Annotated in this window: 18 protein-coding genes; 15 read left to right on the top strand and 3 right to left on the bottom strand. The window is 55.4% G+C overall.

Going from position 1 to position 22,794, the window contains the following annotated elements; translation table 11 throughout:
• The first annotated feature begins 33 nt into the window (after positions 1-33).
• Positions 34-948: an OmpG family monomeric porin gene (locus CKK19_RS05320; protein ID WP_063853437.1), complete on the top strand. Its 915-nt coding sequence runs from the start codon at positions 34-36 to the stop codon at positions 946-948.
• A gap of 33 nt (positions 949-981) precedes the next feature.
• Here the strand turns inward: CKK19_RS05320 and CKK19_RS05325 are convergent, their stop codons facing one another.
• Positions 982-1,992, bottom strand: a complete 1,011-nt coding sequence (locus CKK19_RS05325) for a LacI family DNA-binding transcriptional regulator (RefSeq protein WP_022648292.1) — start codon at positions 1,990-1,992, stop codon at positions 982-984.
• A 155-nt stretch (positions 1,993-2,147) separates the two neighbouring features.
• Between CKK19_RS05325 and CKK19_RS05330 the strand changes: the two genes are divergently transcribed.
• The 3 genes from CKK19_RS05330 (at position 2,148) to tyrR (ending at position 6,247) form a co-directional block, all read left to right on the top strand.
• Positions 2,148-3,545, top strand: coding sequence for a YcjX family protein (locus CKK19_RS05330; RefSeq protein WP_022648291.1), 1,398 nt, complete (start codon positions 2,148-2,150; stop codon positions 3,543-3,545).
• Positions 3,542-4,594: a YcjF family protein gene (locus CKK19_RS05335; RefSeq protein ID WP_023306373.1), complete on the top strand. Its 1,053-nt coding sequence runs from the start codon at positions 3,542-3,544 to the stop codon at positions 4,592-4,594. Before CKK19_RS05330 ends, CKK19_RS05335 begins: the two co-directional genes overlap by 4 nt.
• A gap of 111 nt (positions 4,595-4,705) precedes the next feature.
• Complete coding sequence (gene tyrR / locus CKK19_RS05340; RefSeq protein WP_063853438.1) at positions 4,706-6,247, top strand: transcriptional regulator TyrR; 1,542 nt, start codon at positions 4,706-4,708, stop codon at positions 6,245-6,247.
• A 34-nt stretch (positions 6,248-6,281) separates the two neighbouring features.
• Here the strand turns inward: tyrR and tpx are convergent, their stop codons facing one another.
• Complete coding sequence (gene tpx / locus CKK19_RS05345) at positions 6,282-6,788, bottom strand: thiol peroxidase (protein ID WP_003856889.1); 507 nt, start codon at positions 6,786-6,788, stop codon at positions 6,282-6,284.
• A 106-nt stretch (positions 6,789-6,894) separates the two neighbouring features.
• On the opposite strand from tpx, the gene ycjG reads away from it, so the two are divergent.
• On the top strand, positions 6,895-7,860 hold the full coding sequence (gene ycjG / locus CKK19_RS05350; RefSeq protein ID WP_023300238.1) for an L-Ala-D/L-Glu epimerase: 966 nt from the start codon (positions 6,895-6,897) through the stop codon (positions 7,858-7,860).
• Here ycjG and mpaA read toward each other — a convergent pair.
• Positions 7,851-8,564, bottom strand: a complete 714-nt coding sequence (gene mpaA / locus CKK19_RS05355) for a murein tripeptide amidase MpaA (RefSeq protein WP_022648287.1) — start codon at positions 8,562-8,564, stop codon at positions 7,851-7,853. The genes ycjG and mpaA overlap by 10 nt on opposite strands.
• A 183-nt stretch (positions 8,565-8,747) precedes the next feature.
• Between mpaA and CKK19_RS05360 the strand changes: the two genes are divergently transcribed.
• The 10 genes from CKK19_RS05360 to CKK19_RS05405 all read left to right on the top strand — a co-directional run bounded on the left by CKK19_RS05360 (position 8,748) and on the right by CKK19_RS05405 (position 22,754).
• A complete protein-coding gene (locus CKK19_RS05360) occupies positions 8,748-10,364 on the top strand; it encodes a peptide ABC transporter substrate-binding protein (protein WP_023300237.1) in 1,617 nt (538 codons plus the stop codon).
• 611 nt (positions 10,365-10,975) lie between these two features.
• The gene (gene tssB / locus CKK19_RS05365; RefSeq protein WP_023300236.1) at positions 10,976-11,467 is read left to right on the top strand and encodes a type VI secretion system contractile sheath small subunit; all 492 of its coding nucleotides are present in this window, start codon (positions 10,976-10,978) and stop codon (positions 11,465-11,467) included.
• A gap of 34 nt (positions 11,468-11,501) precedes the next feature.
• Positions 11,502-13,043: a type VI secretion system contractile sheath large subunit gene (gene tssC, locus CKK19_RS05370; protein ID WP_074174384.1), complete on the top strand. Its 1,542-nt coding sequence runs from the start codon at positions 11,502-11,504 to the stop codon at positions 13,041-13,043.
• 15 nt (positions 13,044-13,058) lie between these two features.
• On the top strand, positions 13,059-14,399 hold the full coding sequence (tssK, locus tag CKK19_RS05375) for a type VI secretion system baseplate subunit TssK (RefSeq protein WP_063853439.1): 1,341 nt from the start codon (positions 13,059-13,061) through the stop codon (positions 14,397-14,399).
• Positions 14,396-15,085, top strand: a complete 690-nt coding sequence (tssL, locus tag CKK19_RS05380) for a type VI secretion system protein TssL, short form (RefSeq protein WP_063853440.1) — start codon at positions 14,396-14,398, stop codon at positions 15,083-15,085. The genes tssK and tssL overlap by 4 nt, the downstream gene beginning before the upstream one ends.
• Positions 15,082-16,788 (top strand): OmpA family protein, encoded by a 1,707-nt coding sequence (locus tag CKK19_RS05385; protein ID WP_225455047.1) that lies wholly within the window; start codon positions 15,082-15,084, stop codon positions 16,786-16,788. Before tssL ends, CKK19_RS05385 begins: the two co-directional genes overlap by 4 nt.
• Positions 16,789-16,793: 5 nt before the next feature.
• Positions 16,794-17,285: a type VI secretion system effector Hcp gene (gene hcp / locus CKK19_RS05390; RefSeq protein WP_009653685.1), complete on the top strand. Its 492-nt coding sequence runs from the start codon at positions 16,794-16,796 to the stop codon at positions 17,283-17,285.
• Between the two features lie 172 nt (positions 17,286-17,457).
• On the top strand, positions 17,458-20,103 hold the full coding sequence (gene tssH, locus CKK19_RS05395; RefSeq protein ID WP_063853442.1) for a type VI secretion system ATPase TssH: 2,646 nt from the start codon (positions 17,458-17,460) through the stop codon (positions 20,101-20,103).
• A complete protein-coding gene (locus CKK19_RS05400) occupies positions 20,100-22,472 on the top strand; it encodes a type VI secretion system Vgr family protein (protein ID WP_225455048.1) in 2,373 nt (790 codons plus the stop codon). Before tssH ends, CKK19_RS05400 begins: the two co-directional genes overlap by 4 nt.
• A 15-nt stretch (positions 22,473-22,487) precedes the next feature.
• Positions 22,488-22,754: a PAAR domain-containing protein gene (locus tag CKK19_RS05405; protein WP_022648278.1), complete on the top strand. Its 267-nt coding sequence runs from the start codon at positions 22,488-22,490 to the stop codon at positions 22,752-22,754.
• The last annotated feature ends 40 nt before the right edge of the window (positions 22,755-22,794 follow it).

A 22,794-nucleotide genomic window follows, 5' to 3' on the forward strand; every position in this document is an offset into this window, starting at 1 on the left:
TTTTTTGTATGTTAATTATAAAGGAATATTTTAATGAGTACTCTACTAAGAAGTGCTGCGCTCGTTCTGTGCGCAGGGGTAAGCTGCGCGCAAGCAACAGAGTCAACCAAACAGTGGGAATTTAATATTGGTGCCATGTATGAAATTGAAAACGTCGAAGGTCAGGGCGACGATAAAGATGGATTATATGAACCTTCCGTGTGGTTTAACGCCACGTATGATGCGTGGACAATTTCACTGGCGATGTATCAGGAAGGCCCGGTTGATTACAGCAGCATGACGCGCGGCACCTATTTCGATCGTCCTGAATTTGAATTACGGTATCGCTTCATTGGCACAGAGGATTTTACGCTGGGTCTTACGGGCGGTTTCCGTAATTATGGATATCATTTTAAAGATGAGCACGGTGCGAAAGACGGTAGTGCTAATATGCAGCGCTATAAAATTCAGCCTGACTGGGATGTGAAATTAACAGATGACTGGCGTTTTGGCGGTTGGTTTGCCATGTACCAGTTTGCGAATGACCTGGGAAAAACCGGTTATTCTGACAGCCGCGTCGAAACGGAAACCGGATTTACCTGGACAATAAACGAAACCGTCTCTGCAAAAGTTAACTACTATTTAGAGCGTGGCTTCAATATGGACAGTTCACGTAATAACGGTGAATTCTCCACCCAGGAGATTCGTGCCTACCTGCCTGTTTCATTAGGCCAGACAACGCTTACACCTTACACCCGTCTGGGGCTCGATCGCTGGTCAAACTGGGACTGGCAGGACGATCCAACTCGTGAAGGGCATGACTTCAACCGACTGGGTCTGCTCTATGCTTATGACTTTGCGAATGGCCTTTCCATGACGCTCGAGTATGCCTACGAATGGGAAAATCATGACGAAGGCGAGAGCGACCGCTTCCACTATGCGGGTGTCGGCTTCAATTACGCGTTCTGATGGCGTTATACCAGGGGCGTTTGCCCCTGGTTTTTAGCGTAACGAAGCTGCATCTGAAAAATGTGTTTCAACCAATACCTTATGCGGCGCAGGTTTATCCGCAATGCACCTGAACAACAAATCGCAGCTCTCTTCGCCCAGCTTTTTCGTGGGGATATCAAAGCCGCCTGGTGCAGGGGTTAAAATGAGAGATAGCATCGGGTCGCTGTATCCTGCCATTGCGACCTGTTCCGGGATCGCCAGATTTAGCGCATCCGCGGCACGATAAAGACTCAGCAATTTCATGCTGTCAGTCGCAAAAACCGCATCGGGCGGGTTGTCTGAGGAGAGTAGCTGGCAGGCCGCCTGAAGCGCGCTTTCATGGGTATAGCCGCCATCGATAACCCAGGTCGGGTTAATTTCGATACCGTGTTTCTCAAGGCTGAATTTATAACCCGCCAGGCGATCGATAGAGACGTGATAATCGAGCGGGGCATGCAGGCAGGCAATTTTGGTGCGGCCATGCGTGATAAACGAGTCTGTTAATATGGCGCTGTCGCGGAAATTATCCGTGTCGACAGAATAGATATTCTGGTAATTTCCTTCCACTTTACCAATGACGACCACGGGCACACCGTATTCATCCAGCGTCGAGAAAAACGACTCGTTCGCCGGCGAGCTTAGCATGATGATGCCTTTGATCATCTTCTGCTTTATTTTACCCACGCATTTTTGCAGATCATCTTCACTGCTTTTGGACGTTTGTAAAATAACATCAAAACCTTCTTCTTCTGCTTTTGCCGTAATGGCATGCAGTACATCTGAGAAAAAGGGATTTCCTGCAGTGGTCTTGGTTGAGCGGGTCGAAATAACCATAATGGCGTCGAAGCCAGAAGAGGTGAGTGCGCGGGCAAGTTTATTAGGTTGGTAATTTAACTCATCTATCGCCTTCAACACCTTTTCACGCGCTTCAGGAGAAATATTCGTTTGTTTATTCAGAACGCGTGACACGGTTGATTTCGAAACGCCAGCAACGCGGGCAATATCATAGATGGTGGGTGACATACACCTTACTCACTCCAGACGGACAGCAATTGCGTCCATCTTACTGGAGAGAAAACGGCAATAGCAATAATTAAGAATTGATAATCAACGATCTGCCCCAATTTACTGTATTCTGAAGTGACTTTGTTCAGGGTTCCAGACAATGAAGGACGGCGATGAAGCGACTTAAAAACGAATTCAATTCTCTGGTGAACCGTGGCGTTGATCGCCATCTGCGTCTTGCCGTTACCGGGCTGAGCCGCAGCGGTAAGACGGCATTCATTACGGCGATGGTCAATCAGCTGTTGAACCTGCATGCTGGGGCGCGCCTGCCACTGCTTAGCGCGGTGCGCGAGGAGCGATTGTTAGGCGTAAAACGCGTACCGCAACGTGATTTTGGCATCCCCCGTTTCACCTATGATGAAGGTCTGGCACAGTTATACGGGGAGCCTCCCGCCTGGCCCACCCCGACGCGTGGCGTGAGCGAAATTCGCCTTGCGCTTCGTTTTCGCTCGAATGAATCCCTGATGCGTCACTTCAAAGAAACGTCCACGCTGTATCTCGAAATTGTGGATTATCCGGGAGAATGGCTGCTCGATTTACCGATGCTGGCGCAGGATTACCTGAGCTGGTCCCGACAGATGACCGGTCTGTTGCAGGGGCAGCGGGCAGAGTGGTCGACCAAATGGCGCCAGCTTTGTGAAGGGCTGGATCCGCTGGCGCCGGCGGATGAAAACCGTCTGGCCGTCATAGCCCAGGCCTGGACGGATTACCTGCATCAGTGCAAGCAGGAAGGGCTGCATTTTATTCAGCCTGGCCGTTTTGTTCTGCCGGGAGATCTAGCCGGTGCTCCCGCGCTACAGTTTTTCCCGTGGCCGGACGTTGACCGCATCGGCGAATCGAAGCTGGCACAGGCAGACAAGACCACTAACGCCGGTATGCTCCGCGAGCGATACAATTATTACTGTGAGAAGGTGGTTAAGGGTTTTTATAAAAATCATTTTTTACGCTTTGACCGCCAGATCGTGCTGGTGGACTGCCTGCAACCCCTCAACAGCGGGCCGCAGGCGTTCAATGATATGCGGCTGGCGCTGACGCAGCTGATGCAAAGTTTTCATTATGGCCAGCGTACGCTGTTTCGCCGTTTATTCTCGCCGGTCATCGACAAGCTGCTGTTTGCCGCCACAAAAGCTGATCATGTGACGGTCGATCAGCACGCCAACATGGTATCCCTGCTGCAACAGCTGGTGCAGGATGCCTGGCAGAACGCGGCGTTCGAAGGGATTAGTATGGATTGTCTGGGTCTGGCGTCCGTACAGGCTACGCAGAGTGGGTTGATTGACGTGAATGGCGAGAAAATTCCGGCCCTGCGGGGCAACCGACTCAGCGACGGTGAGCCGCTCACGGTCTATCCGGGCGAAGTTCCCCCGCGTTTGCCGGGCCAGGCTTTCTGGCAAAGCCAGGGTTTTCAGTTCGAAGACTTCCGTCCGCAGAGCATGAACGTTGACCAGCCATTGCCGCATATCCGTCTGGATGCCGCGCTGGAGTTTTTAATTGGAGATAAATTGCGATGACGGAACCGTTAAAACCCCGCATTGATTTTACCGGCCAGCTTGAGCAGTCCCCGCATGAGGCGTTTAAAACAGCGCAAACCTTCAGCGGTCCGCAGGCCGACAACTTTGCTCCCGTGCTGGCAGAGGAGCCGTTGGTTGAAGAGGGGCAGGCGGAAGCGGTCGTTGATGCGGCACTGCGCCCGAAACGCAGCCTGTGGCGTAAGATGGTGACCGCCGGGTTAGCCCTTTTTGGTGTGAGCGTAATTGGTCAGGGCGTGCAGTGGGGCGTCAATGCCTGGCAAACCCAGGACTGGGTAGCGCTGGGGGGATGCGCCGCTGGGGCGTTGATCGTTGGTGCGGGCGTCGGCTCGGTCGTGACCGAGTGGCGTCGCCTCTGGCGTCTGCGTCAGCGTGCGCACGAACGCGATGAAGCGCGGGATCTGCTGCACAGTCACGGCACCGGAAAAGGGCGTGCTTTTTGTGAAAAACTTGCGGCTCAGGCCGGGATAGATCACTCTCACCCGGCGCTTCAGCGCTGGTATGCGGCGATCCACGAAACCCAGAATGACCAGGAAGTGGTCACGCTCTATGCGCACATTGTTCAGCCGGTACTGGATGCGCAGGCTCGTCGTGAGATCAGCCGCTCGGCGGCGGAATCCACCCTGATGATTGCCGTCAGTCCGCTGGCGATGGTGGACATGGCCTTTATCGCCTGGCGCAACCTGCGCCTCATCAACCGCATCGCCAGACTGTATGGCATTGAGCTTGGCTATTACAGCCGACTGCGCCTGTTCAAACTGGTGTTGCTGAATATCGCCTTCGCCGGGGCAAGCGAACTGGTGCGGGAGGTCGGGATGGACTGGATGTCGCAGGATCTTGCGGCGCGTCTCTCTGCCCGGGCGGCGCAGGGGATTGGTGCCGGTCTGCTGACGGCACGCTTAGGAATCAAAGCGATGGAGGTTTGTCGTCCACTCCCCTGGATCGATGGCGATAAGCCGCGGCTGGGGGATTTCCGTCGCGAATTGATTGGTCAGCTTAAAGAGACGCTCAATAAAAAACCTGCTCAGTGAGGTTTCGTTTACTAATCGTGCGGGCTGTCAATATTTGTTGACAGCCACCTTCCCGAATACCGTGATCTGACATATCATTTTACTGTTATTGGCTTAAACGGTGAATTTCCCATGCGTCTGGAAGTCTTTTGTGAGGACCGTCTCGGTCTGACCCGCGAGTTACTCGATCTTCTTGTTTTACGTAGCATTGATTTACGTGGCATAGAGATCGACCCTGTCGGGCGAATTTACCTCAATTTTGCCGAAATTGAATTTAATACCTTCAGTAGCCTGATGGCCGAAATCCGCCGTATCGCTGGCGTTACGGATGTACGCACCATCCCCTGGATGCCATCCGAGCGGGAACACCTTGCGCTGAGCGCACTGCTGGAAGCAATGCCGGAGCCGTTTCTCTCTCTCGATCTGAAAAACAAAGTCGAGCGCGTTAACCAGGCCAGTTGCCAGCTGTTTGCGCAGACTCAGGAAAAGCTTATCGGTCATCACGCCACGCAATTGATCCCAGGTTTTAATTTCCAGCGCTGGCTGGACAGCAACCCGCAAAATACCCATAGCGAGCACGTCGTCATCAATGGACAGAATTTCCTGATGGAGATCACGCCGGTCTACCTGAAAGGGGAAAATGCCGCGCGGGTGCTCACCGGCGCGGTAATCATGCTGCGCTCCACGGTGCGCATGGGACGCCAGTTACAGAACCTTTCCAGCCAGGACGTCGGCGCATTCAGCCAGATTATTGCGGTGAGCCCGAAGATGCGTCACGTGCTCGACCAGGCGCGCAAGCTGGCAAATCTTACGGCACCGCTGCTGATTACCGGGGATACCGGTACGGGGAAAGATCTGCTGGCGCATTCTGTGCACATGGCCAGCCCGCGTGCGGCAAAACCGTATCTGGCGCTGAACTGCGCGTCTATTCCTGAAGATGCGGTGGAAAGTGAACTGTTCGGGCATGCGCCGGAAGGCAAAAAAGGCTTCTTTGAACAGGCGAATGGCGGCTCGGTGTTGCTGGACGAGATTGGTGAAATGTCGCCACGCATGCAGGCGAAACTGCTGCGTTTTCTCAATGACGGCACGTTCCGCCGCGTGGGGGAAGATCATGAAGTGCACGTGGATGTACGCGTCATCTGCGCCACCCAGAAAAACCTGGTGGAGCTGGTGCAGAAAGGAGTATTCCGCGAAGATCTCTACTATCGTCTCAACGTTCTTACGCTCAATATTCCGCCGCTGCGCGATTGCCCGCAGGACATCATGCCGTTGACGGAACTCTTCGTCGCCCGTTTTGCCGACGAGCAGGGCGTGCCGCGTCCGAAGCTCTCTGCCGACCTGGGTACCGTGCTGACGCGTTACGGCTGGCCGGGCAATATTCGTCAGCTAAAAAATGCGGTCTATCGCGCATTAACTCAGCTTGAAGGGTATGAACTGCGTCCTCAGGATATTCTGTTGCCGGATTACGATGCCGGGACGGTCTCGGTAGGCGAAGAGGCAATGGAAGGCTCGCTGGATGACATCACCAGCCGTTTCGAGCGTTCGGTGTTAACGCAGCTTTATCGCAGCTATCCGAGCACGCGCAAGCTGGCTAAACGTCTTGGGGTGTCACATACCGCGATTGCGAATAAGCTGCGCGAGTATGGGTTAAATCAGAAGAAGGGTGACGAATAAATAAAAAAGCCTCTTTGCAGAGGCTTTTTTACGTTTAGGCTTTAAGTGCCTCAAGTGCAGCGGTGTAATCCGGTTCGGTAGTGATTTCGTTAACCAGCTCACTGAAAACAACGTTGTCGTTTTCATCGATCACCAGCACCGCACGAGCAGCCAGACCCTTCAGCGCGCCTTCGGAAATGGCAACACCGTATTTTTCCAGGAAATCGGGGCTACGCAGAGTGGAAAGGGTGATGACGTTGCTCAGGCCTTCAGCGCCGCAGAAACGAGACTGGGCAAACGGCAGGTCAGCAGAAATGCACAGCACCACGGTGTTGTCCATTTCGGTCGCCAGCTGGTTGAATTTACGCACTGATGCAGCACAAACGCCCGTATCGATGCTTGGGAAAATGTTCAGGACTTTACGTTTGCCAGCAAACTGGCTCAGCGTGACGTCAGACAGATCTTTAGCCACCAGAGTAAAAGGCTGTGCTTTGCTGCCAGACTGTGGGATGGAACCTGCAACAGCAACCGGGTTGCCCTGGAAATGAACGAGTTGTGACATAGATATCTTCCTGTTTACAAATAGTTAACGTCGTGGCTAGTGTATGTCATCCACAGTTAGCACGGCAAACCAATTTTCTGCCTTTCCGGCCTGCAAGGAGTCAGTGATGAGAAGCGTTAAGGTCTATGAAGAAGCCTGGCCATTGCACACCCCGTTTGTGATCTCGCGCGGTAGCCGTAATGAGGCCTGCGTGGTCGTGGTTGAATGTGAAGAGGACGGCGTAAAAGGCGTCGGGGAATGTACCCCTTATCCTCGCTACGGAGAAAGCCTGGCGTCAGTCATGGCGCAAATTATGACGGTGGTGCCCGAGTTGCAGGCGGGCCTGACGCGTGAGGCTCTTCAGCAGAGGTTGCCGGCCGGAGCGGCACGTAACGCGATTGACTGCGCACTCTGGAGTCTGGAAGCGGCGAAACAACAAAAACCGCTACCTTCGCTGCTGGACGTTACGCTGCCGCAATCGATCGTCACCGCGCAAACGGTCGTCATCGGTGAACCAGAGCAAATGGCGGCCAGCGCCCAGGCGCTATATGCAACCGGTGCAACCTTATTAAAGGTGAAGCTCGACGATCGTCTGATTAGCGAACGCATGGTCGCCATTCGTGCGGCGGTACCTGATGCCACCCTTATCGTCGATGCGAACGAATCATGGCACAGCGAAGGGCTGGCAGCCCGTTGTCAGCTGCTTGCCGATCTGGGCGTTGCCATGCTGGAGCAGCCTCTCCCGGCAGAAGACGATGCCGCGCTGGCGAATTTTATTCATCCGCTTCCCGTCTGTGCAGACGAAAGCTGTCATACCCGTGAGAACCTGTCAGCCCTCAAGGGCCGCTACGAGATGGTGAACATCAAGCTGGATAAAACGGGTGGGTTAACCGAGGCCCTGGCACTGGCACAAGATGCCCAGGCGCAAGGCTTTTCCCTGATGCTGGGCTGTATGTTGTGCACGTCCAGAGCGATCGGTGCTGCACTCCCGCTGGTGAACAGCGTGCGTTTTGCCGATCTGGATGGCCCAACCTGGCTGGCGGTTGACGTTTCACCCGCCCTGAGTTTTACCTCCGGCGTACTTCATCTTTGAGGCTGCCAGCGCAGAAGATCTGTCATCGCTCTGAGGTATTTTTCACTCGCTTCATCCGAGGAAATAGGCGGAAACTCTGCGGTGATACAGTGAAGACTGAGGTCCGCGCACCAGCTGCCAAACGACCCGGGCGTTTCATACCCGACGCTGGTTACCAGAGGTAGAGCAAACGCATCCGCCAGCCACTGCCCGAGCGCTGTATGACGAGGATCTTCAATACAGGCGAGGGGATCGTGGAAAGAGACAACCCAGGCCGGGTGGATCTTATGAATAAGCTGACACAGCGCCTGGGTTTCGGGCTCGGAACCCGGTTTTTCTCCCGTAAGCAGGACCACATCTCGTTCCTGCGCCGAACTGTTCCAGCGATACACCGTTTCACCGGCACGCCAGTTTGCTGCCGGAAAGTTCCTGTTAAGGTCAACGCCTCGTGCGTTCGCCCGTAATCCAAGCTGGCATCCGTCCGGGTTGACGGTCAAAATCACATGATGTCGTCGTAAATCGGGGGCCAGCGTACGTAGCGCGCACGAAAGCGTCACGATGGACGAGTTTTCATCGCCATGTGTGCCCGCAATGATTAAGCCGCTAGTGCGATCGGGCTCGGGAGCCGGAAACCAGATCAGTGGGGCGCCTAAAAATGAGCGGCCATAATGTTCAGTCCCGGGCGGGAAGGCGCCGCGTTCCGTTCTTGGTCGGGTGGTTGCCATAATAAACCCTGATGATGAAGTCGCTTCTGGCAGTGTTGTGCAAAACCCGCGCTTAATCAAATAGTTTCCGTCTGTGTGTAAAATTGCCTGACATCAACTTTCCTGAGGAAGCATTTGCATTTCTCCGTTTCGAAACAAATAATTACGCATCTGCCTGTTACCTGACATCATTAAGGGGATCGTATGAAGCATCCTGTTTCGCTTCTTTGTACTGCGCTGTGGCTGTGCGGGTTTTCTTCACTTTCATATGCCGCGGAGGTTCCCAGGGGAACGGTGCTGGCGCAAAAGCAGGAGCTGGTTCGACACATTAAAGATGAACCCGCCTCGCTCGATCCGGCAAAAGCGGTGGGTTTACCCGAGATACAGGTGATCCGCGACCTTTATGAAGGGCTGGTGAATCAGAACGAAAAAGGGGAGCTGGTTCCCGGCGTGGCGACGCGCTGGCAGAGCAACGATAACCGTGTCTGGACGTTTACGTTGCGGGATAACGCGAAGTGGTCTGACGGTACCCCGGTGACGGCACAAGATTTTGTCTACAGCTGGCGTCGTCTGGTTGATCCTAAAACTACGTCACCTTTCGCCTGGTTTGCAGCGCTGGCGGGTATTAATAATGCGCAGGCCATTATCGATGGTAAAGCTGCACCGGAAACGCTCGGCGTGACGGCAGTCGATGCTAAAACTCTGCGCGTGCAGCTGGATAAACCGCTGCCATGGTTCAGCAACCTCACGGCTAGCTTTGCGTTCTATCCTGTTCAAAAGGCAAACGTGGAAAGCGGTAAAGAATGGACGCGCCCTGGCGCGCTCATCGGCAACGGTGCGTATGTGCTGAAAGATCGCGTGGTGAATGAAAAACTGGTGGTTGAGCCGAATACTCACTACTGGGATAACGCCAACACGGTGCTTAAAAAAGTCACCTTTGTGCCAATCAACCAGGAGTCCTCAGCGACCAAACGCTATCTGGCGGGCGATATCGATATTACAGAATCGTTTCCGAAAAACATGTACCAGAAGCTGCTTAAAGATATTCCGGGACAGGTTTATACACCGCCACAGCTTGGGACCTATTACTACGCGTTTAACACACAAAAAGGCCCAACTGCGGATGCCCGCGTACGTCTGGCGCTCAGCATGACTATCGACAGACGTATTATGGCTGAAAAAGTCCTGGGAACCGGTGAGAAACCGGCCTGGCATTTCACTCCCGATGTCACTGCCGGTTTTACACCGGAAATCTCGCCATTTGAGCAGATGTCGCAGCAGGAGCTAAATGCTCAGGCGAAAACGTTATTACAGGCGGCAGGCTATGGTCCCCAGCGCCCGCTGAAATTAACGCTGCTGTACAACACGTCTGAAAACCACCAGAAAATCGCCATTGCCGTCGCATCTATGTGGAAGAAAAATCTGGGTGTTGACGTTAAGTTGCAGAATCAGGAATGGAAGACCTACATCGACAGCCGCAATACCGGGAATTTCGACGTGATCCGTGCGTCGTGGGTAGGGGATTACAATGAGCCGTCGACATTCCTGTCGCTGCTGACGTCCTCTCACACCGGCAACATCTCACGGTTCAACGACCCTGCTTACGATAAGATTATTCATCAGGCGACGCTCGAAACCACTGAAAAAGCGCGTAATGCAGACTACAACATGGCCGAGAAGATCCTCGCCGAGAAAGCGCCGATAGCCCCTATTTATCAATACACCAATGGCCGCCTCATTAAGCCCTGGGTTAAAGGGTATCCGATAAATAACCCAGAGGATGTTGCGTACAGTCGTACAATGTATATTGAAAAGCATTAAAAAACAGGAAAGGCGCTTAAGTGGTTTTGGCAAATAGCTATACATCGCTTAAGCGCCTGAACACACGGTTCATGGTACCTACAGGCTAGTTATTATCAAAATTCCTTTCATAAAAAATCATTTATTCTTTTGATGAATGCTTCGAACGACATCTCTTTTCCAGTTTATTGAAAAGCGTGCAAGCATTTATACATCCTCCATGTAATAGCTTAATTCCTGCTATTTAAAACCTGACTTTTGTCCGATTTAGGATTTTTCCATATTCAGGAGGTTTATTGAATAAGATGATATGTCTCTGCGATTTTGCAGCTGATGCTTAAATCAGCATTGATATAAATCAATTATTCAACGACAGGTGGCAATGAATTCAATATTCTCTATCAAGGCAGACGTTCCTGCTAATCTATTGTGAATAAATGGTTAATACTTTCTGCGTGCCACTTATATCTGGAATTTATAAATACTACTGATTAGTGGAAAATTCTTAAGAAAAATCCATATACAGATCTTTGATCTGAAAAGTTGATCATGAATGGGCTTTTGCTCTAATATGGTTTTGTAAAGACCCGTCACTCACTTAACTCGTATTTCTTGCAAAGAAAGGGACTGCTATGGCCGATTCATTTCAGAATGAGGTGCCCAAGGCACGCATAAATTTAAAACTGGCGCTGCATACAGGCGGCGCGCAGAAGAAAGTCGAACTGCCGCTTAAACTTCTCACTGTCGGTGATTTCAGTAATGGAAAAGAGAATCGTCCATTGTCCGAAAGGAAGAAAATCAACGTCAACAAAAATAACTTTAATAGCGTACTTTCGGAATTTAACCCGGAGGTTAATCTGACGGTGCCTAACACCATGGCTGTCGATGGTTCTGAGGAAAGTATAAAACTGAATTTCTCCGATATTAAGGATTTCGAACCTGAACAGGTTGCCCGCCAGATCCCCCAGCTCCGCGCCATGCTGGCCATGCGTAATTTATTACGCGACCTCAAATCCAATCTTCTTGATAACGCCACTTTCAGAAAAGAACTCGAGAAAATTCTTAAGGACCCGGCGCTGTCTCAGGAATTACGCGACGAAATGAGTGCACTGGCCCCGAAATAAGCGGCATGTGTAATTTAATGGATTAACCGGGAATATGCTGATGTCTGTGAATAGTGAAACCGCCTCCGCGCAGGGGCAGACCATCGTACTGGAAAAAGAGGGCGTTTACGCCTCCCTGTTTGAAAAAATCAACCTGACTCCGGCCTCGAGCCTGGGTGATATCAATGCGTTTCTGGATGATGCCGCGCTTTCTGACGCGCCGGCGGGTGAACGCCTGACGGCGGCGATGCAGGTGTTTATGGACTGCATCCGCAAATCCGGTCAGCCCGTGGAGAAGCTCGACAAAACGCTGATTGACCACCATATCGCCGAACTGGATTTCCAGATTAGCCGTCAGCTGGATGCCGTAATGCATCACCAGGCGTTCCAGAAGGTGGAGTCCCTGTGGCGCGGCCTGAAGCAGCTGGTGGACAACACCGACTACCGCCAGAATGTGAAAACCGAGATTCTGGACGTCTCCAAGGACGACCTGCGCCAGGATTTTGAGGATGCACCGGAACTTATCCAGAGCGGCCTCTACTGGCACACCTATACCGCCGAATACGACACCCCGGGCGGCGAGCCGATTGGCTCAGTGATTTCATCCTATGAATTTGACGCCAGCCCGCAGGATGTGGCGCTGCTGCGCAACATCTCGAAAGTGTCTGCCGCCGCACACATGCCGTTTATTGGCTCTGTCGGCCCGAAATTCTTCCTGAAAGACTCTATGGAAGAGGTTGCTGCGATTAAGGATATCGGCAACTACTTCGACCGCGCCGAGTACATCAAGTGGAAATCTTTCCGCGACACCGACGACGCCCGCTACATCGGCCTCGTGATGCCGCGCGTGCTGGGGCGTCTGCCGTATGGCCCGGACACCGTACCAGTGCGCAGTTTTAACTACGTTGAGCAGGTGAAAGGCCCGGATCACGAGAAATACCTGTGGACCAGCGCGTCGTTCTCCTTCGCGTCAAACATGGTGAAGAGCTTCATCAATAACGGCTGGTGCGTGCAAATACGTGGCCCGCAGGCGGGCGGGGCGGTGAAAGATCTGCCTATTCATCTGTACGATTTGGGTACCGGCAACCAGGTGAAAATCCCGTCTGAGGTGATGATCCCGGAGACCCGCGAGTTTGAGTTTGCCAATCTCGGCTTTATTCCGCTCTCGTATTACAAAAACCGCGACTATGCCTGCTTCTTCTCGGCGAACTCCGCGCAGAAACCGGCGCTGTACGACACCGCAGATGCCACGGCCAACAGCCGCATCAACGCCCGTCTGCCATACATCTTCCTGCTGTCGCGTATTGCGCACTATCTGAAGCTCATCCAGCGCGAGAACATCGGCACCACCAAGGACCGCCGTCTGCTGGAGCTGGAGCTGAATACCTGGGTGCGTAATCTGGTGACGGAAATGACCGATCCGGGCGATGAGTTGCAGGCATCTCATCCGCTGCGTGACGCGAAGGTGGTGGTGGAAGATATCGAAGACAACCCGGGCTTCTTCCGCGTGAAGCTGTTTGCGGTGCCGCACTTCCAGGTGGAAGGCATGGATGTGAACCTGTCTCTGGTGAGCCAGATGCCGAAAGCGAAAGCGTAACGTAAGGCAGGAAGCATGAAAACGGAACAACCGTTATGGGGCAGGGGCCAGATGGTCTCTCCCCAGCACTTCCAGCAACAGGCCGCGTATGCGGCCTGGTCTGCGGAATGCATCGCCCGGTTAGGTCTCTCCCATCCCTGGGGAGTGATTGAAGCCACTTTCGAACCGGATGCACTGAAACTGGGCCGCCTGCAGGCCCGCCATCTGCACATCCGTTTCCCCGACGGGACGCTTATCGACACGGATAATGCTGACGATCTGCCACCGGTTCTCGCGCTGGAGAGTAAATCAAATGAGGTGGTAGTGATGCTCGCGCTTCCGCTGCTGCGCGCGAATGGTGGCAACTGTCTTAAGCCCGATGAGGTAGCCGGGCGTCCTGTTCGCTATCGCCAGCGCTGGCAGGATATCCGCAATACCTTCGGGGACGATACCCGCCAGATTGCGGTAATGCGTCCTGAACTGACGCTGCGGTTTGCACATCAGAACAACAGCGATTACCTGACCTGTCCGGTTGCCCGCCTGCAGCAGGATCTGCAGGGGGCGTGGCAGCCTGATGAGACGTTTCTCCCCCCGCTCCTGGCCATCGAGGGCAGCCGCTGGCTGTTAACCCAGCTCGAACAGCTGATGATCCAGCTACGTGTACGCCTGAGCCGACTGATGGCCATGCGACGGGAAAGTAATGAGCGCATGGCAGACTTTGCCGTGGCCGACGTGTCGCTGTTCTGGTTGCTGAATGCCCTCAACAGCGCTGAGCCCGTGCTGGGGCAGTTTCAGCGCCATCCGCAAAGTCCGCCTGAACGCCTGTATCCGGAGCTGGCCCGCCTGGCGGGCAGCCTGCTGACCTTCTCGCTGGAGCACCAGGTGAGTGCGATCCCGGTCTGGCAGCACGAGCAACTGAATAACGTATTTCCGCCGCTGTTTGATTTACTGGGGGACCTTCTGGAAGCCAGTCTGCCATCGCGGGTGGTGGCGATTGAGCTTGAGCACGATGCCCGGCTGCACTTCTGGCAGGCCCGTCTGCATGATCCGCGTCTGCGTGAAGGGGCGGATTACTACCTCTCCGTGCGTTCAATGGTGCCGGTGGCTCAGCTGCAGGAGCAATTCCCGCGCCAGTGCAAGGTTGGCAGCCCCGATCATGTCAGAAGTATCGTCAATTCATCGCGGGTGGGCGTGCCGCTGACCCCGCTGCGCCATGTGCCGGCAGCCATTCCGTTACGTCTGGAAAATCAGTATTTCAGTCTTGATGTCTCTCATCCTCAGGCCACTGAAATGCTCCAGGGCGGCACCTGCATGTTTTACGTTCCGGGCATGCTCGGCGAGCCTGAACTTGAACTCTTTGCGGTGCTGAGAACATGAGTGAGCGTAAACGCGGCGCTGCCGCGGCCATTGATATTGATGCCCTGCTGCAGGATACCTGGCTGCAGGTGATCAGCCTGCGTCACGGTCCGAAATTTCAGGATGGAGAAGGGCGCACGCTGTGGGAGCGTTGCATTGCTGATGTCGAACGTGTGCAGCGTGAGCTGAAAGCGGGCGAACTTGATGAAGCCAGCTGCCGGCATATTCTCACCGCACAATGTGCGCTGCTGGATGAGGCGGTTAAGAGTCGCGGTGTGGAGGATGATGCCTGCGTGCAGTGGTATGACATTCTCCTGCAGGGGCACTTCCTTGGCACCATGGACGCCGGTGACACGCTGTGCGATCGGATGCGCGATGTGCTGCGTGAACCGGCTCCTGACCACGCTGTCGTGACCTGCTTCCAGCGGGTCATGATGCTCGGATTCCTCGGCAACTTCCGCTCCCTGAACGATCCTGAGCGGCAGAAACTCATGAATGCACTTAATGAACATGTTGCGCCGTTCAGCTATTCACAACCCCATCCCGTTCTGGCGGAAAGCCATGCCGGACGGGGGATAGGGGGTTGGCTTGCTTCATGGCCCATGCGCATTGGCCTGAGTGTGGTGGTGGTCACCGCATTATGGTGGGGACTGGATTGCTGGCTGGATCAGACACTGCTTACCCTGCTGCCGGGAGCCGTGAAATGAGCCCTGCACAACAACGCGGGCTTGCGCTCTGGGCTGCCCTGCTGAGTGCAGTGGTCTGCCTGTGGTTTCTGCCAGCATCCCGGCTGGTTTCCGTTCTCGTCCTGCTGGCGGTACTGGGGCTAATCATGGCGTTCTGGGCTGTCGCCTGCCGTCGCGTGCAGCACGATTTCACCCTGTGTCTGGAGGACCTGCCTGAAACCAGTTATTGCCAGCCCGTGGTACTGGTCTGTGGCGATCTGCCGCTTGCCTGGCCGCATCAGTCACCTGTACTTACTGTCACGCAGGGCTGCTGGATCCGTGTGGAGGATCATCTGGAACTGGAGCAGGCCGCCCGTCAGGTACTGTGGTTGCGCCCCGACTGGGGACGTCAGCTGTCAGTGATGGTCAGTGTTTGTCCGCAGCAGCACCCTGACAGTGAACGCCTTACCAGTCGTTTGCTTGCCCTGCGCTGGCAGATTAGTCGGTTGCGTAAAGCAACCGGCCATTCTGTGCCACTGGTTCTGAATGGACAGGTCGGCAGTGCGATGATGAATGACATGCTCTGGCAGACGGCGATCCTGGGGGAAGGGGTAAAGGTCTGGAGTGGGACTTCAGCGCCTGGCTCAGTTGCTGAATGGGTTAATACTGGCGGAACGCCTGCGATGCATCAACAGGTGCTTATGAACAGCCTGATGAGCTGGTTCCAACAGCACGTCCACGCTGTCCTTATGGATGAAAACCCCGATATTCCTGTCATTGAACCTGTTGCGGTTCTGTGGGGATTGGGCCCGATCCTGGCCGGAAGCATGGCCACCTCTGTCTGGACAGCGTGGTTGTCCCGCCATACTGCGATGCAGCAGGTGTCTGGCTGGCAGCCGGCGGGAACGGACAGTACGGTTATTTCCCTGTTCCCGAATTTTGTCCTCCCTTTACTGCCAGAAGGACGAGGCCTGACACCGCATGGACGAACCTGGCGCGGTGCGCTCGGAATCGTCACGCTGGCGACCATTGCTGCACTGCTCAGTAGTGGCTGGAACAACCGTCAGCTGCTGCAACGCGTTAGCTTCGATATTGTCCGTTACAACAGCATTGCCATGGATGATTACGGTCCTAAAGCCAGCGCCGTACAGGTGCTGCGCGAGGATGCGGCGCTGCTGGATGAGCATGCACGCAATGGTGTACCGGCCCGGCTGGGTCTGGGGCTTTATCGGGGGGAACGTCTGCGAATACCGGTGCTGGAAGCGATCCGCTCATATGTGCCACCACCTCCTCCACCAAAGCCTGTGGAAAAGGTCGCGCCGAAAATCATCCGCCTCGACAGCATGTCGCTGTTCGATACCGGAAAGTGGGCGCTGAAACCCGCCTCAACAAAGCTGCTGGTGAACTCACTGGTGGGCATTAAGGCGAAGCCCGGCTGGCTGATTGTAGTGGCGGGCCATACCGATAGCACCGGGGATGACCAGTCCAACCAGGTCCTGTCGCTGAAGCGTGCGGAGTCCGTGCGCGACTGGATGCGCGATACCGGCGATGTGCCGGAGAGCTGTTTTGCGGTGCAGGGCTACGGTGAAAGCCGACCTGTCGCCACCAACGACACGGCAGAAGGCCGGACGCTGAACCGCCGTGTCGAAATCAGTCTGGTGCCGCAGGCGAACGCCTGCAAGCTGCCGGGCAACACCCCCGCGTCATCGCAGGATGATGGCGCTGATAACAACTTAACGGAGTAATTAACATGGCAATACCAGTCTATCTGTGGCTGAAGGACGACGGCGGCGCGGACATCAAAGGGTCTGTGGACGTTCAGGATCGTGAAGGCAGCATCGAGGTGGTGGCCCAGGAGCACAACCTGTACATCCCGACCGACAATAACACCGGCAAGCTGACCGGTACCCGTATCCACACCCCGTTCCTGTTCACCAAGGAAATCGACTCCTCCAGCCCGTACCTGTACAAGGCGGTGACCACCGGCCAGACCCTGAAGTCTGCGGAATTTAAGTGGTACAGAATCAATGACGCGGGCCAGGAAGTGGAGTACTTCAACACGAAGCTTGAGAACGTGAAGCTGGTGAAAGTGAATCCGAAGATGCACGACATCAAGGATCCGGCGTTCGAGAAGCACAACCACCTCGAGCAGATTGAACTGCGCTACGAAAAAATCACCTGGACCTACAAGGACGGCAACATCATTCATTCCGATTCCTGGAACGAACGCGCCACCGCGTAAGTCGCATGCGGACAGGGCCCTGTCCGCAGTTTTTTGCACAGCGTCTGTATGCACGGACGCTGTGCAAAGAAAAACACAATCTGCCTGCCCGACCTGATGCGCTTTGGGTTCCTGAATAACAGGGAACAGCGACGGGCGGTAGCGTGTCCGGAACTGATAAAGAGAGAGTCTCATGGAAAATCCAGCCATCCTGTTACGCCGTCTTAACCCTTACTGTGCCCGCGCGATGGAAGGGGCCGCTTCCCTGTGCCAGACCCGCGCCCATACGGAAATACTGCCCGAGCACTGGTTGCTGAAGCTGCTGGAGCAGGGTGAGGGCGACCTGACGGTGCTGGCGCGGCGCTACGAATGGGATATGGATACGATATGGCAGGATATGCTGGGTTTTCTGGACAGCCTGCCACGTTCGGTGCGCAGCCGTCCGCAGCTGTCGGACAGTGTCCGGGCTCTGATGCAGGAGGCCTGGCTGCACGCCTCGCTGTCGGGGGAAGAGCACATCCGCAGCATTCACCTCCTGATGGCCCTGGTGGACAAACCGAAACTGGTGCGCTGCGACGGCCTGTGGCCGCTGCTGACGCTGGCGCAGAGCCAGCTTGAGCGCCTGCGGGGGCTTCTGGATGCGCAGTCGGATGAACGCCCGGAGGTGCAGCAGGAAGCGGAGCTTACGCAGGGCGATGAGGTGGAGTTTGTCGGCCGTCCGGTGAATGCGGATATAAAAGGAGAGCTGAACCCGGCGTTGCAGAATGCGCTGGACAGGTTCACCCTCGACGTCACCGCCCGCGCCCGTGAGGGCAGAATCGACCCGGTCTATGGCCGCGACAATGAAATCCGCCAGATGGTGGACATTCTTTCCCGGCGCCGCAAGAACAACCCGATTCTGGTGGGCGAACCGGGAGTCGGCAAGACCGCGCTCGTGGAAGGACTGGCGCTGCGCATCGCCGAAGGCAATGTGCCGGACGCGCTGAAGCCGGTCTCGGTACGCACCCTTGACCTCGGCCTGTTACAGGCGGGTGCAGGCGTGAAGGGGGAGTTTGAACAACGCCTGAAAAACATCATCGACGCGGTGCAGCAGTCACCCCTGCCGGTTCTGCTCTTCATTGACGAGGCGCACACCATTATCGGTGCGGGCAACCAGGCGGGGGGCGCCGATGCGGCCAACCTGCTGAAACCGGCGCTCGCCCGCGGTGAGCTCAGAACCATCGCCGCCACCACCTGGAGCGAATACAAGCAGTACTTTGAGCGCGACGCCGCGCTGGAGCGTCGTTTCCAGATGGTTAAAGTTGACGAGCCGGACGACGACACCGCGTGCCTGATGCTGCGGGGACTCAAGCCACGTTACGCGCAGCACCACGGTGTGCATATTACCGATGAGGCGGTCAGGGCGGCCGTCACGCTCTCCAGACGCTATCTGACCGGACGCCAGCTGCCGGACAAGGCGGTTGACCTACTGGACACCGCTTCGGCCCGTGTCCGCATGAGCCTCGATACGGTGCCGGAGCCACTGACCAGGATGAAGGCGCAGCTCACGGCACTTGCCATGGAGAAACAGGCGCTGCTGGAGGATATCGCGGTGGGCAATACCGCCCACGGCGAACGTCTGGCCGCCATCGGAGAGGAAGAAGTCGGCATCATTTTGCAGCTCGATGAACGGGAAACCCGGTACGGCCAGGAGCTGAAACTCACGGAAGAACTGCTTGCCTGCCGCACGGATATCTCCCGTCAGGGGGAAATTGCGGACCTTCAGATGCAGCTTACTGCCGTGCAGCAGAATACCCCGCTGCTGGGGCTGGATGTGGACGCGCGTACCGTCGCCACCGTTATCGCCGACTGGACCGGCGTACCGCTCTCTTCCCTGATGAAGGACGAGCAGACGGAACTGCTGAGTCTTGAGCACAGTCTGGCGAAACGCGTTGTCGGTCAGGACAGTGCGCTGAATGCCATTGCGCAGCGCCTGCGCGCCAGCAAAACCGGTCTGGCACCGGAGAACGGCCCGCAGGGCGTGTTCCTGCTTGTGGGCCCGAGCGGCACCGGCAAGACCGAAACCGCCCTGGCGCTGGCCGATGAACTGTTCGGCGGCGAGAAGTCCCTTATTACTATCAACCTCTCGGAATACCAGGAGCCACACACCGTCTCGCAGCTCAAGGGCTCACCGCCGGGCTACGTGGGTTACGGTCAGGGCGGCATTCTGACCGAAGCCGTCCGTAAGCGCCCGTACAGCGTGGTGTTGCTGGATGAAGTGGAAAAGGCACACCGGGACGTGATGAACCTGTTCTACCAGGTGTTTGACCGGGGCTTCATGCGCGACGGCGAGGGGCGGGAAATTGACTTCCGCAACACGGTGATACTGATGACCTCGAACCTTGGCAGCGACCTTATCATGCAGATGCTGGATGAAAATCCGGACGCCACCGAAGGCGACCTGCACGAACTGCTGCGTCCTGTCCTGCGGGACCACTTCCAGCCCGCGCTGCTGGCGCGCTTCCAGACGGTGATTTACCGTCCGCTGGCACAGGCAGCGATGCGTACGATTGTCGGCATGAAGCTCGGCCAGGTGAGTCAGCGCCTGGCCCGGCATTACGGCATGAAAACCGCTATAGCAGACAGCCTGTCTGATGCGCTGACCGATGCCTGCCTGCTGCCGGACACCGGGGCGCGCAATATCGACAGCCTGCTGAACCAGCAGATTCTGCCGGTCCTGAGCCAGCAGCTGCTGAGCCAGATGGCGGCGGGAAAGAAGCCGCATACCCTGACGCTTGGCTGGGATGAGGAAGAGGGCATAGTGCTCGAGTTTGACCGGACAGAAGGTGAGCATGCATGAGCAGTAATCTTCCCTTACGATTCAGCCACAGCCATCACCTGCTTTCGGTGAAGGGCTGCGATGCAGGGCTTGATGTGCTGGCATTTGAGGGCGATGAAGCCCTGAGCACACCGTTCAGCTACCGTACTGAATTCACCAGCGCGGATCATGCCATCAGCAAAGAGATGATGCTGATGAAAGCGGCTTCCCTGACGCTTCAGGCCCCGGTAGACCAGGGTTACGGTATCAAAATACAGCAGCCGGTACGGGTGATTCAGGGCGTGGTGACCGGTTTTGAACGCCTCAGCACGTCAAAAGATGAAACCCGCTACGCCCTGACGCTTGAGCCGCGTCTGGCGCTGCTCGACCGCTCGCACCAGAACGCGATTTACCAGGACATGTCGGTTCCGCAAATCGTGGAAAAAATCCTGCGCGAACGTCACGGCATGCGCGGCCAGGATTTCCTGTTCTCACTGAGTAAAGAGTATCCACGCCGTGAGCAGGTGATGCAGTACGCTGAGGACGACCTGCACTTTATCACCCGCCTGCTGGGTGAGGTCGGTATATGGTTCCGCTTCACCACCGACACGCGCCTCAGCATTGACGTGGTGGAGTTTTATGACAGCCAGCAGGGGTATGAGAAAGGCCTGGCGCTGCCGTCTGTACCGCCATCGGGCCAGCATTCAAAAGGCGTGGATTCAGTCTGGGGAATGGAATGCCATCACAATGTGGTGCAGAAGCAGGTCAGCACCCGGGACTACAACTACCGTCAGGCCACGCAGGACATGAACGCCCGGGTTGACGCGACCGGCGGGGATGTCACCACGTACGGTGATGCCTATCACTGGGCGGATAACTACCTGACGCCCGGCAGCGTGTATGACCGTAACCCGGCAGCGGAGTCCGGGGCGTTTTACGCCCGCATCCGGCATGAGCGCTACCTGAATGGCCAGACGCAGACCGTTGCTTTCACCAGCTGCCCGACCCTTTCACCGGGTATGCGGCTGAAAGTCACCGGCGGGTACGAAGTGGCGGAGGTGTTTACCCAGGGCGTGGTGGTCACTGCGATGCACAGCCATGCCCGGCGTGATGCAGACTTTTGCGTCAGGTTTGACGGTATCCCGGACAGCGCGGACTTTTGCTTCCGCCCGGCGCCAGGCCGCCGCCCGGTGATGGCCGGCACCTTACCGGCCCGCGTCACCAGCACCACCGAAAATGACACCTACGGGCATATCGACAAGGACGGTCGCTACCGCGTCAATATGCTGTTTGACCGTGAGAACTGGGAAACCGGGTTCGAGAGCCTGTGGGTCCGTCAGTCCCGCCCGTATGCAGGGGGCACCTACGGCCTGCACCTGCCGCTGCTGGCAGGCACCGAGGTGGCGATTGGTTTTGAGGACGGCAACCCGGACCGGCCATACATCTCCGGTGTGCTGCACGACTCGGCGCACGGCGACCATGTCACCATCCTGAACTACAAACGCAACGTCCTGCGGACGCCAGCGAACAACAAAATCCGCCTCGACGACGAGCGCGGGAAAGAGCACATCAAGGTCAGCACGGAGTACGGCGGCAAGAGCCAGCTGAATCTCGGCCACCTGGTCGACAGCGAGAAACAGCAGCGCGGTGAGGGGTTTGAACTCAGAACCGACAGCTGGGGTGCCATCCGGGCGCAGAAAGGACTATTCATCTCGGCGGACGGGCAGGCGAAAGCGCAAGGACTGCAGCGTGAAATGCAAGCTGCGCTCAAAGAACTTGACGCTGCCAGAGAGGTGATTTCTGGATTACGTCACGCTGCTCAAGCAGCCCAGGCGGAATTAGCCGATCTTGAGAGACAAACAACATTAATGAATCAGACGCTTAGCGATCTTAAGCAGCAAGCATTACTTCTGTCTGCCCCTTCAGGAATTGCGCAGGTCACCCCCGCGAGCGTACAAGTTTCGGCGGGGGAAAATCTAATTGTTACTGCTGGTCAACATGCAGACATTAGCATTGCCAAAAAATTAACTCTGGCGGTGGGCGATATTCTGAGCTTATTTGCACACAAACTGGGAATAAAAATGTATGCCTCGGAGGGCAAAGTAGATATTCAGGCACAGTCGGACGCGCTGAATTTATTTGCTAAAGAAAAGCTTTCGGTCGCCAGTTCAGACAACAGCGTTGTCATATCAGCCAAAAAAGAAATCCTTTTGGTTTGTGGGGGGACATTTATACGGTTAAGTGATGCGGGGGTTGAAGTTGGTACTGGCAAAAACGTCACGTTGAAATGTATTGCGGTTCAACAGCAGTCTGCGGCGACGTTAAATTCAACGCTTTCGCTACCTTCTGGCTGCAAACCTGGGGTAATTTCTGCAGCCCAACAGCAAGGGGCTGTGGTGATGCTTAGCTAATACTTGAGGAAAAAGATGACTACAAAATTAGCCGTTTTAGGTGACAGGACGAGTAATGGGAAAATAATTTCTGCAACTGCGAATTATTTTAGTGATGGAAAACAGGTGGCACAAAATAATGACAAAGCCATCTGTACTGTCTGTAAGGGAACATTTCCCATCCTGGCCACTGCAATTGGTATCGTCAGTAATGGCATACTTCTGGTACAGGATCAGGACCGTGTGCTTTGTCTATGTCCCGGCCATAAAGTGATCGCAGGCTCTAATTTTTTCACTGGCTAAATAAGAATTTTTTATTTACAGGCTTAATTAAAAAAAGGAT

Origin of the sequence: Enterobacter sp. CCUG 70166, from assembly GCF_020224095.1 — a bacterium.
GTDB classification, from domain to species: domain Bacteria; phylum Pseudomonadota; class Gammaproteobacteria; order Enterobacterales; family Enterobacteriaceae; genus Enterobacter; species Enterobacter intestinihominis.

Coding starts and splice junctions, on each gene's coding strand:
- CKK19_RS05320 (WP_063853437.1), top strand. CDS start 34: ATGAGTACTCTACTAAGAAGTGCTGCGCTCGTTCTGTGCGCAGGGGTA.
- CKK19_RS05325 (WP_022648292.1), bottom strand. CDS start 1,992: ATGTCACCCACCATCTATGATATTGCCCGCGTTGCTGGCGTTTCGAAA.
- CKK19_RS05330 (WP_022648291.1), top strand. CDS start 2,148: ATGAAGCGACTTAAAAACGAATTCAATTCTCTGGTGAACCGTGGCGTT.
- CKK19_RS05335 (WP_023306373.1), top strand. CDS start 3,542: ATGACGGAACCGTTAAAACCCCGCATTGATTTTACCGGCCAGCTTGAG.
- tyrR (WP_063853438.1), top strand. CDS start 4,706: ATGCGTCTGGAAGTCTTTTGTGAGGACCGTCTCGGTCTGACCCGCGAG.
- tpx (WP_003856889.1), bottom strand. CDS start 6,788: ATGTCACAACTCGTTCATTTCCAGGGCAACCCGGTTGCTGTTGCAGGT.
- ycjG (WP_023300238.1), top strand. CDS start 6,895: ATGAGAAGCGTTAAGGTCTATGAAGAAGCCTGGCCATTGCACACCCCG.
- mpaA (WP_022648287.1), bottom strand. CDS start 8,564: ATGGCAACCACCCGACCAAGAACGGAACGCGGCGCCTTCCCGCCCGGG.
- CKK19_RS05360 (WP_023300237.1), top strand. CDS start 8,748: ATGAAGCATCCTGTTTCGCTTCTTTGTACTGCGCTGTGGCTGTGCGGG.
- tssB (WP_023300236.1), top strand. CDS start 10,976: ATGGCCGATTCATTTCAGAATGAGGTGCCCAAGGCACGCATAAATTTA.
- tssC (WP_074174384.1), top strand. CDS start 11,502: ATGCTGATGTCTGTGAATAGTGAAACCGCCTCCGCGCAGGGGCAGACC.
- tssK (WP_063853439.1), top strand. CDS start 13,059: ATGAAAACGGAACAACCGTTATGGGGCAGGGGCCAGATGGTCTCTCCC.
- tssL (WP_063853440.1), top strand. CDS start 14,396: ATGAGTGAGCGTAAACGCGGCGCTGCCGCGGCCATTGATATTGATGCC.
- CKK19_RS05385 (WP_225455047.1), top strand. CDS start 15,082: ATGAGCCCTGCACAACAACGCGGGCTTGCGCTCTGGGCTGCCCTGCTG.
- hcp (WP_009653685.1), top strand. CDS start 16,794: ATGGCAATACCAGTCTATCTGTGGCTGAAGGACGACGGCGGCGCGGAC.
- tssH (WP_063853442.1), top strand. CDS start 17,458: ATGGAAAATCCAGCCATCCTGTTACGCCGTCTTAACCCTTACTGTGCC.
- CKK19_RS05400 (WP_225455048.1), top strand. CDS start 20,100: ATGAGCAGTAATCTTCCCTTACGATTCAGCCACAGCCATCACCTGCTT.
- CKK19_RS05405 (WP_022648278.1), top strand. CDS start 22,488: ATGACTACAAAATTAGCCGTTTTAGGTGACAGGACGAGTAATGGGAAA.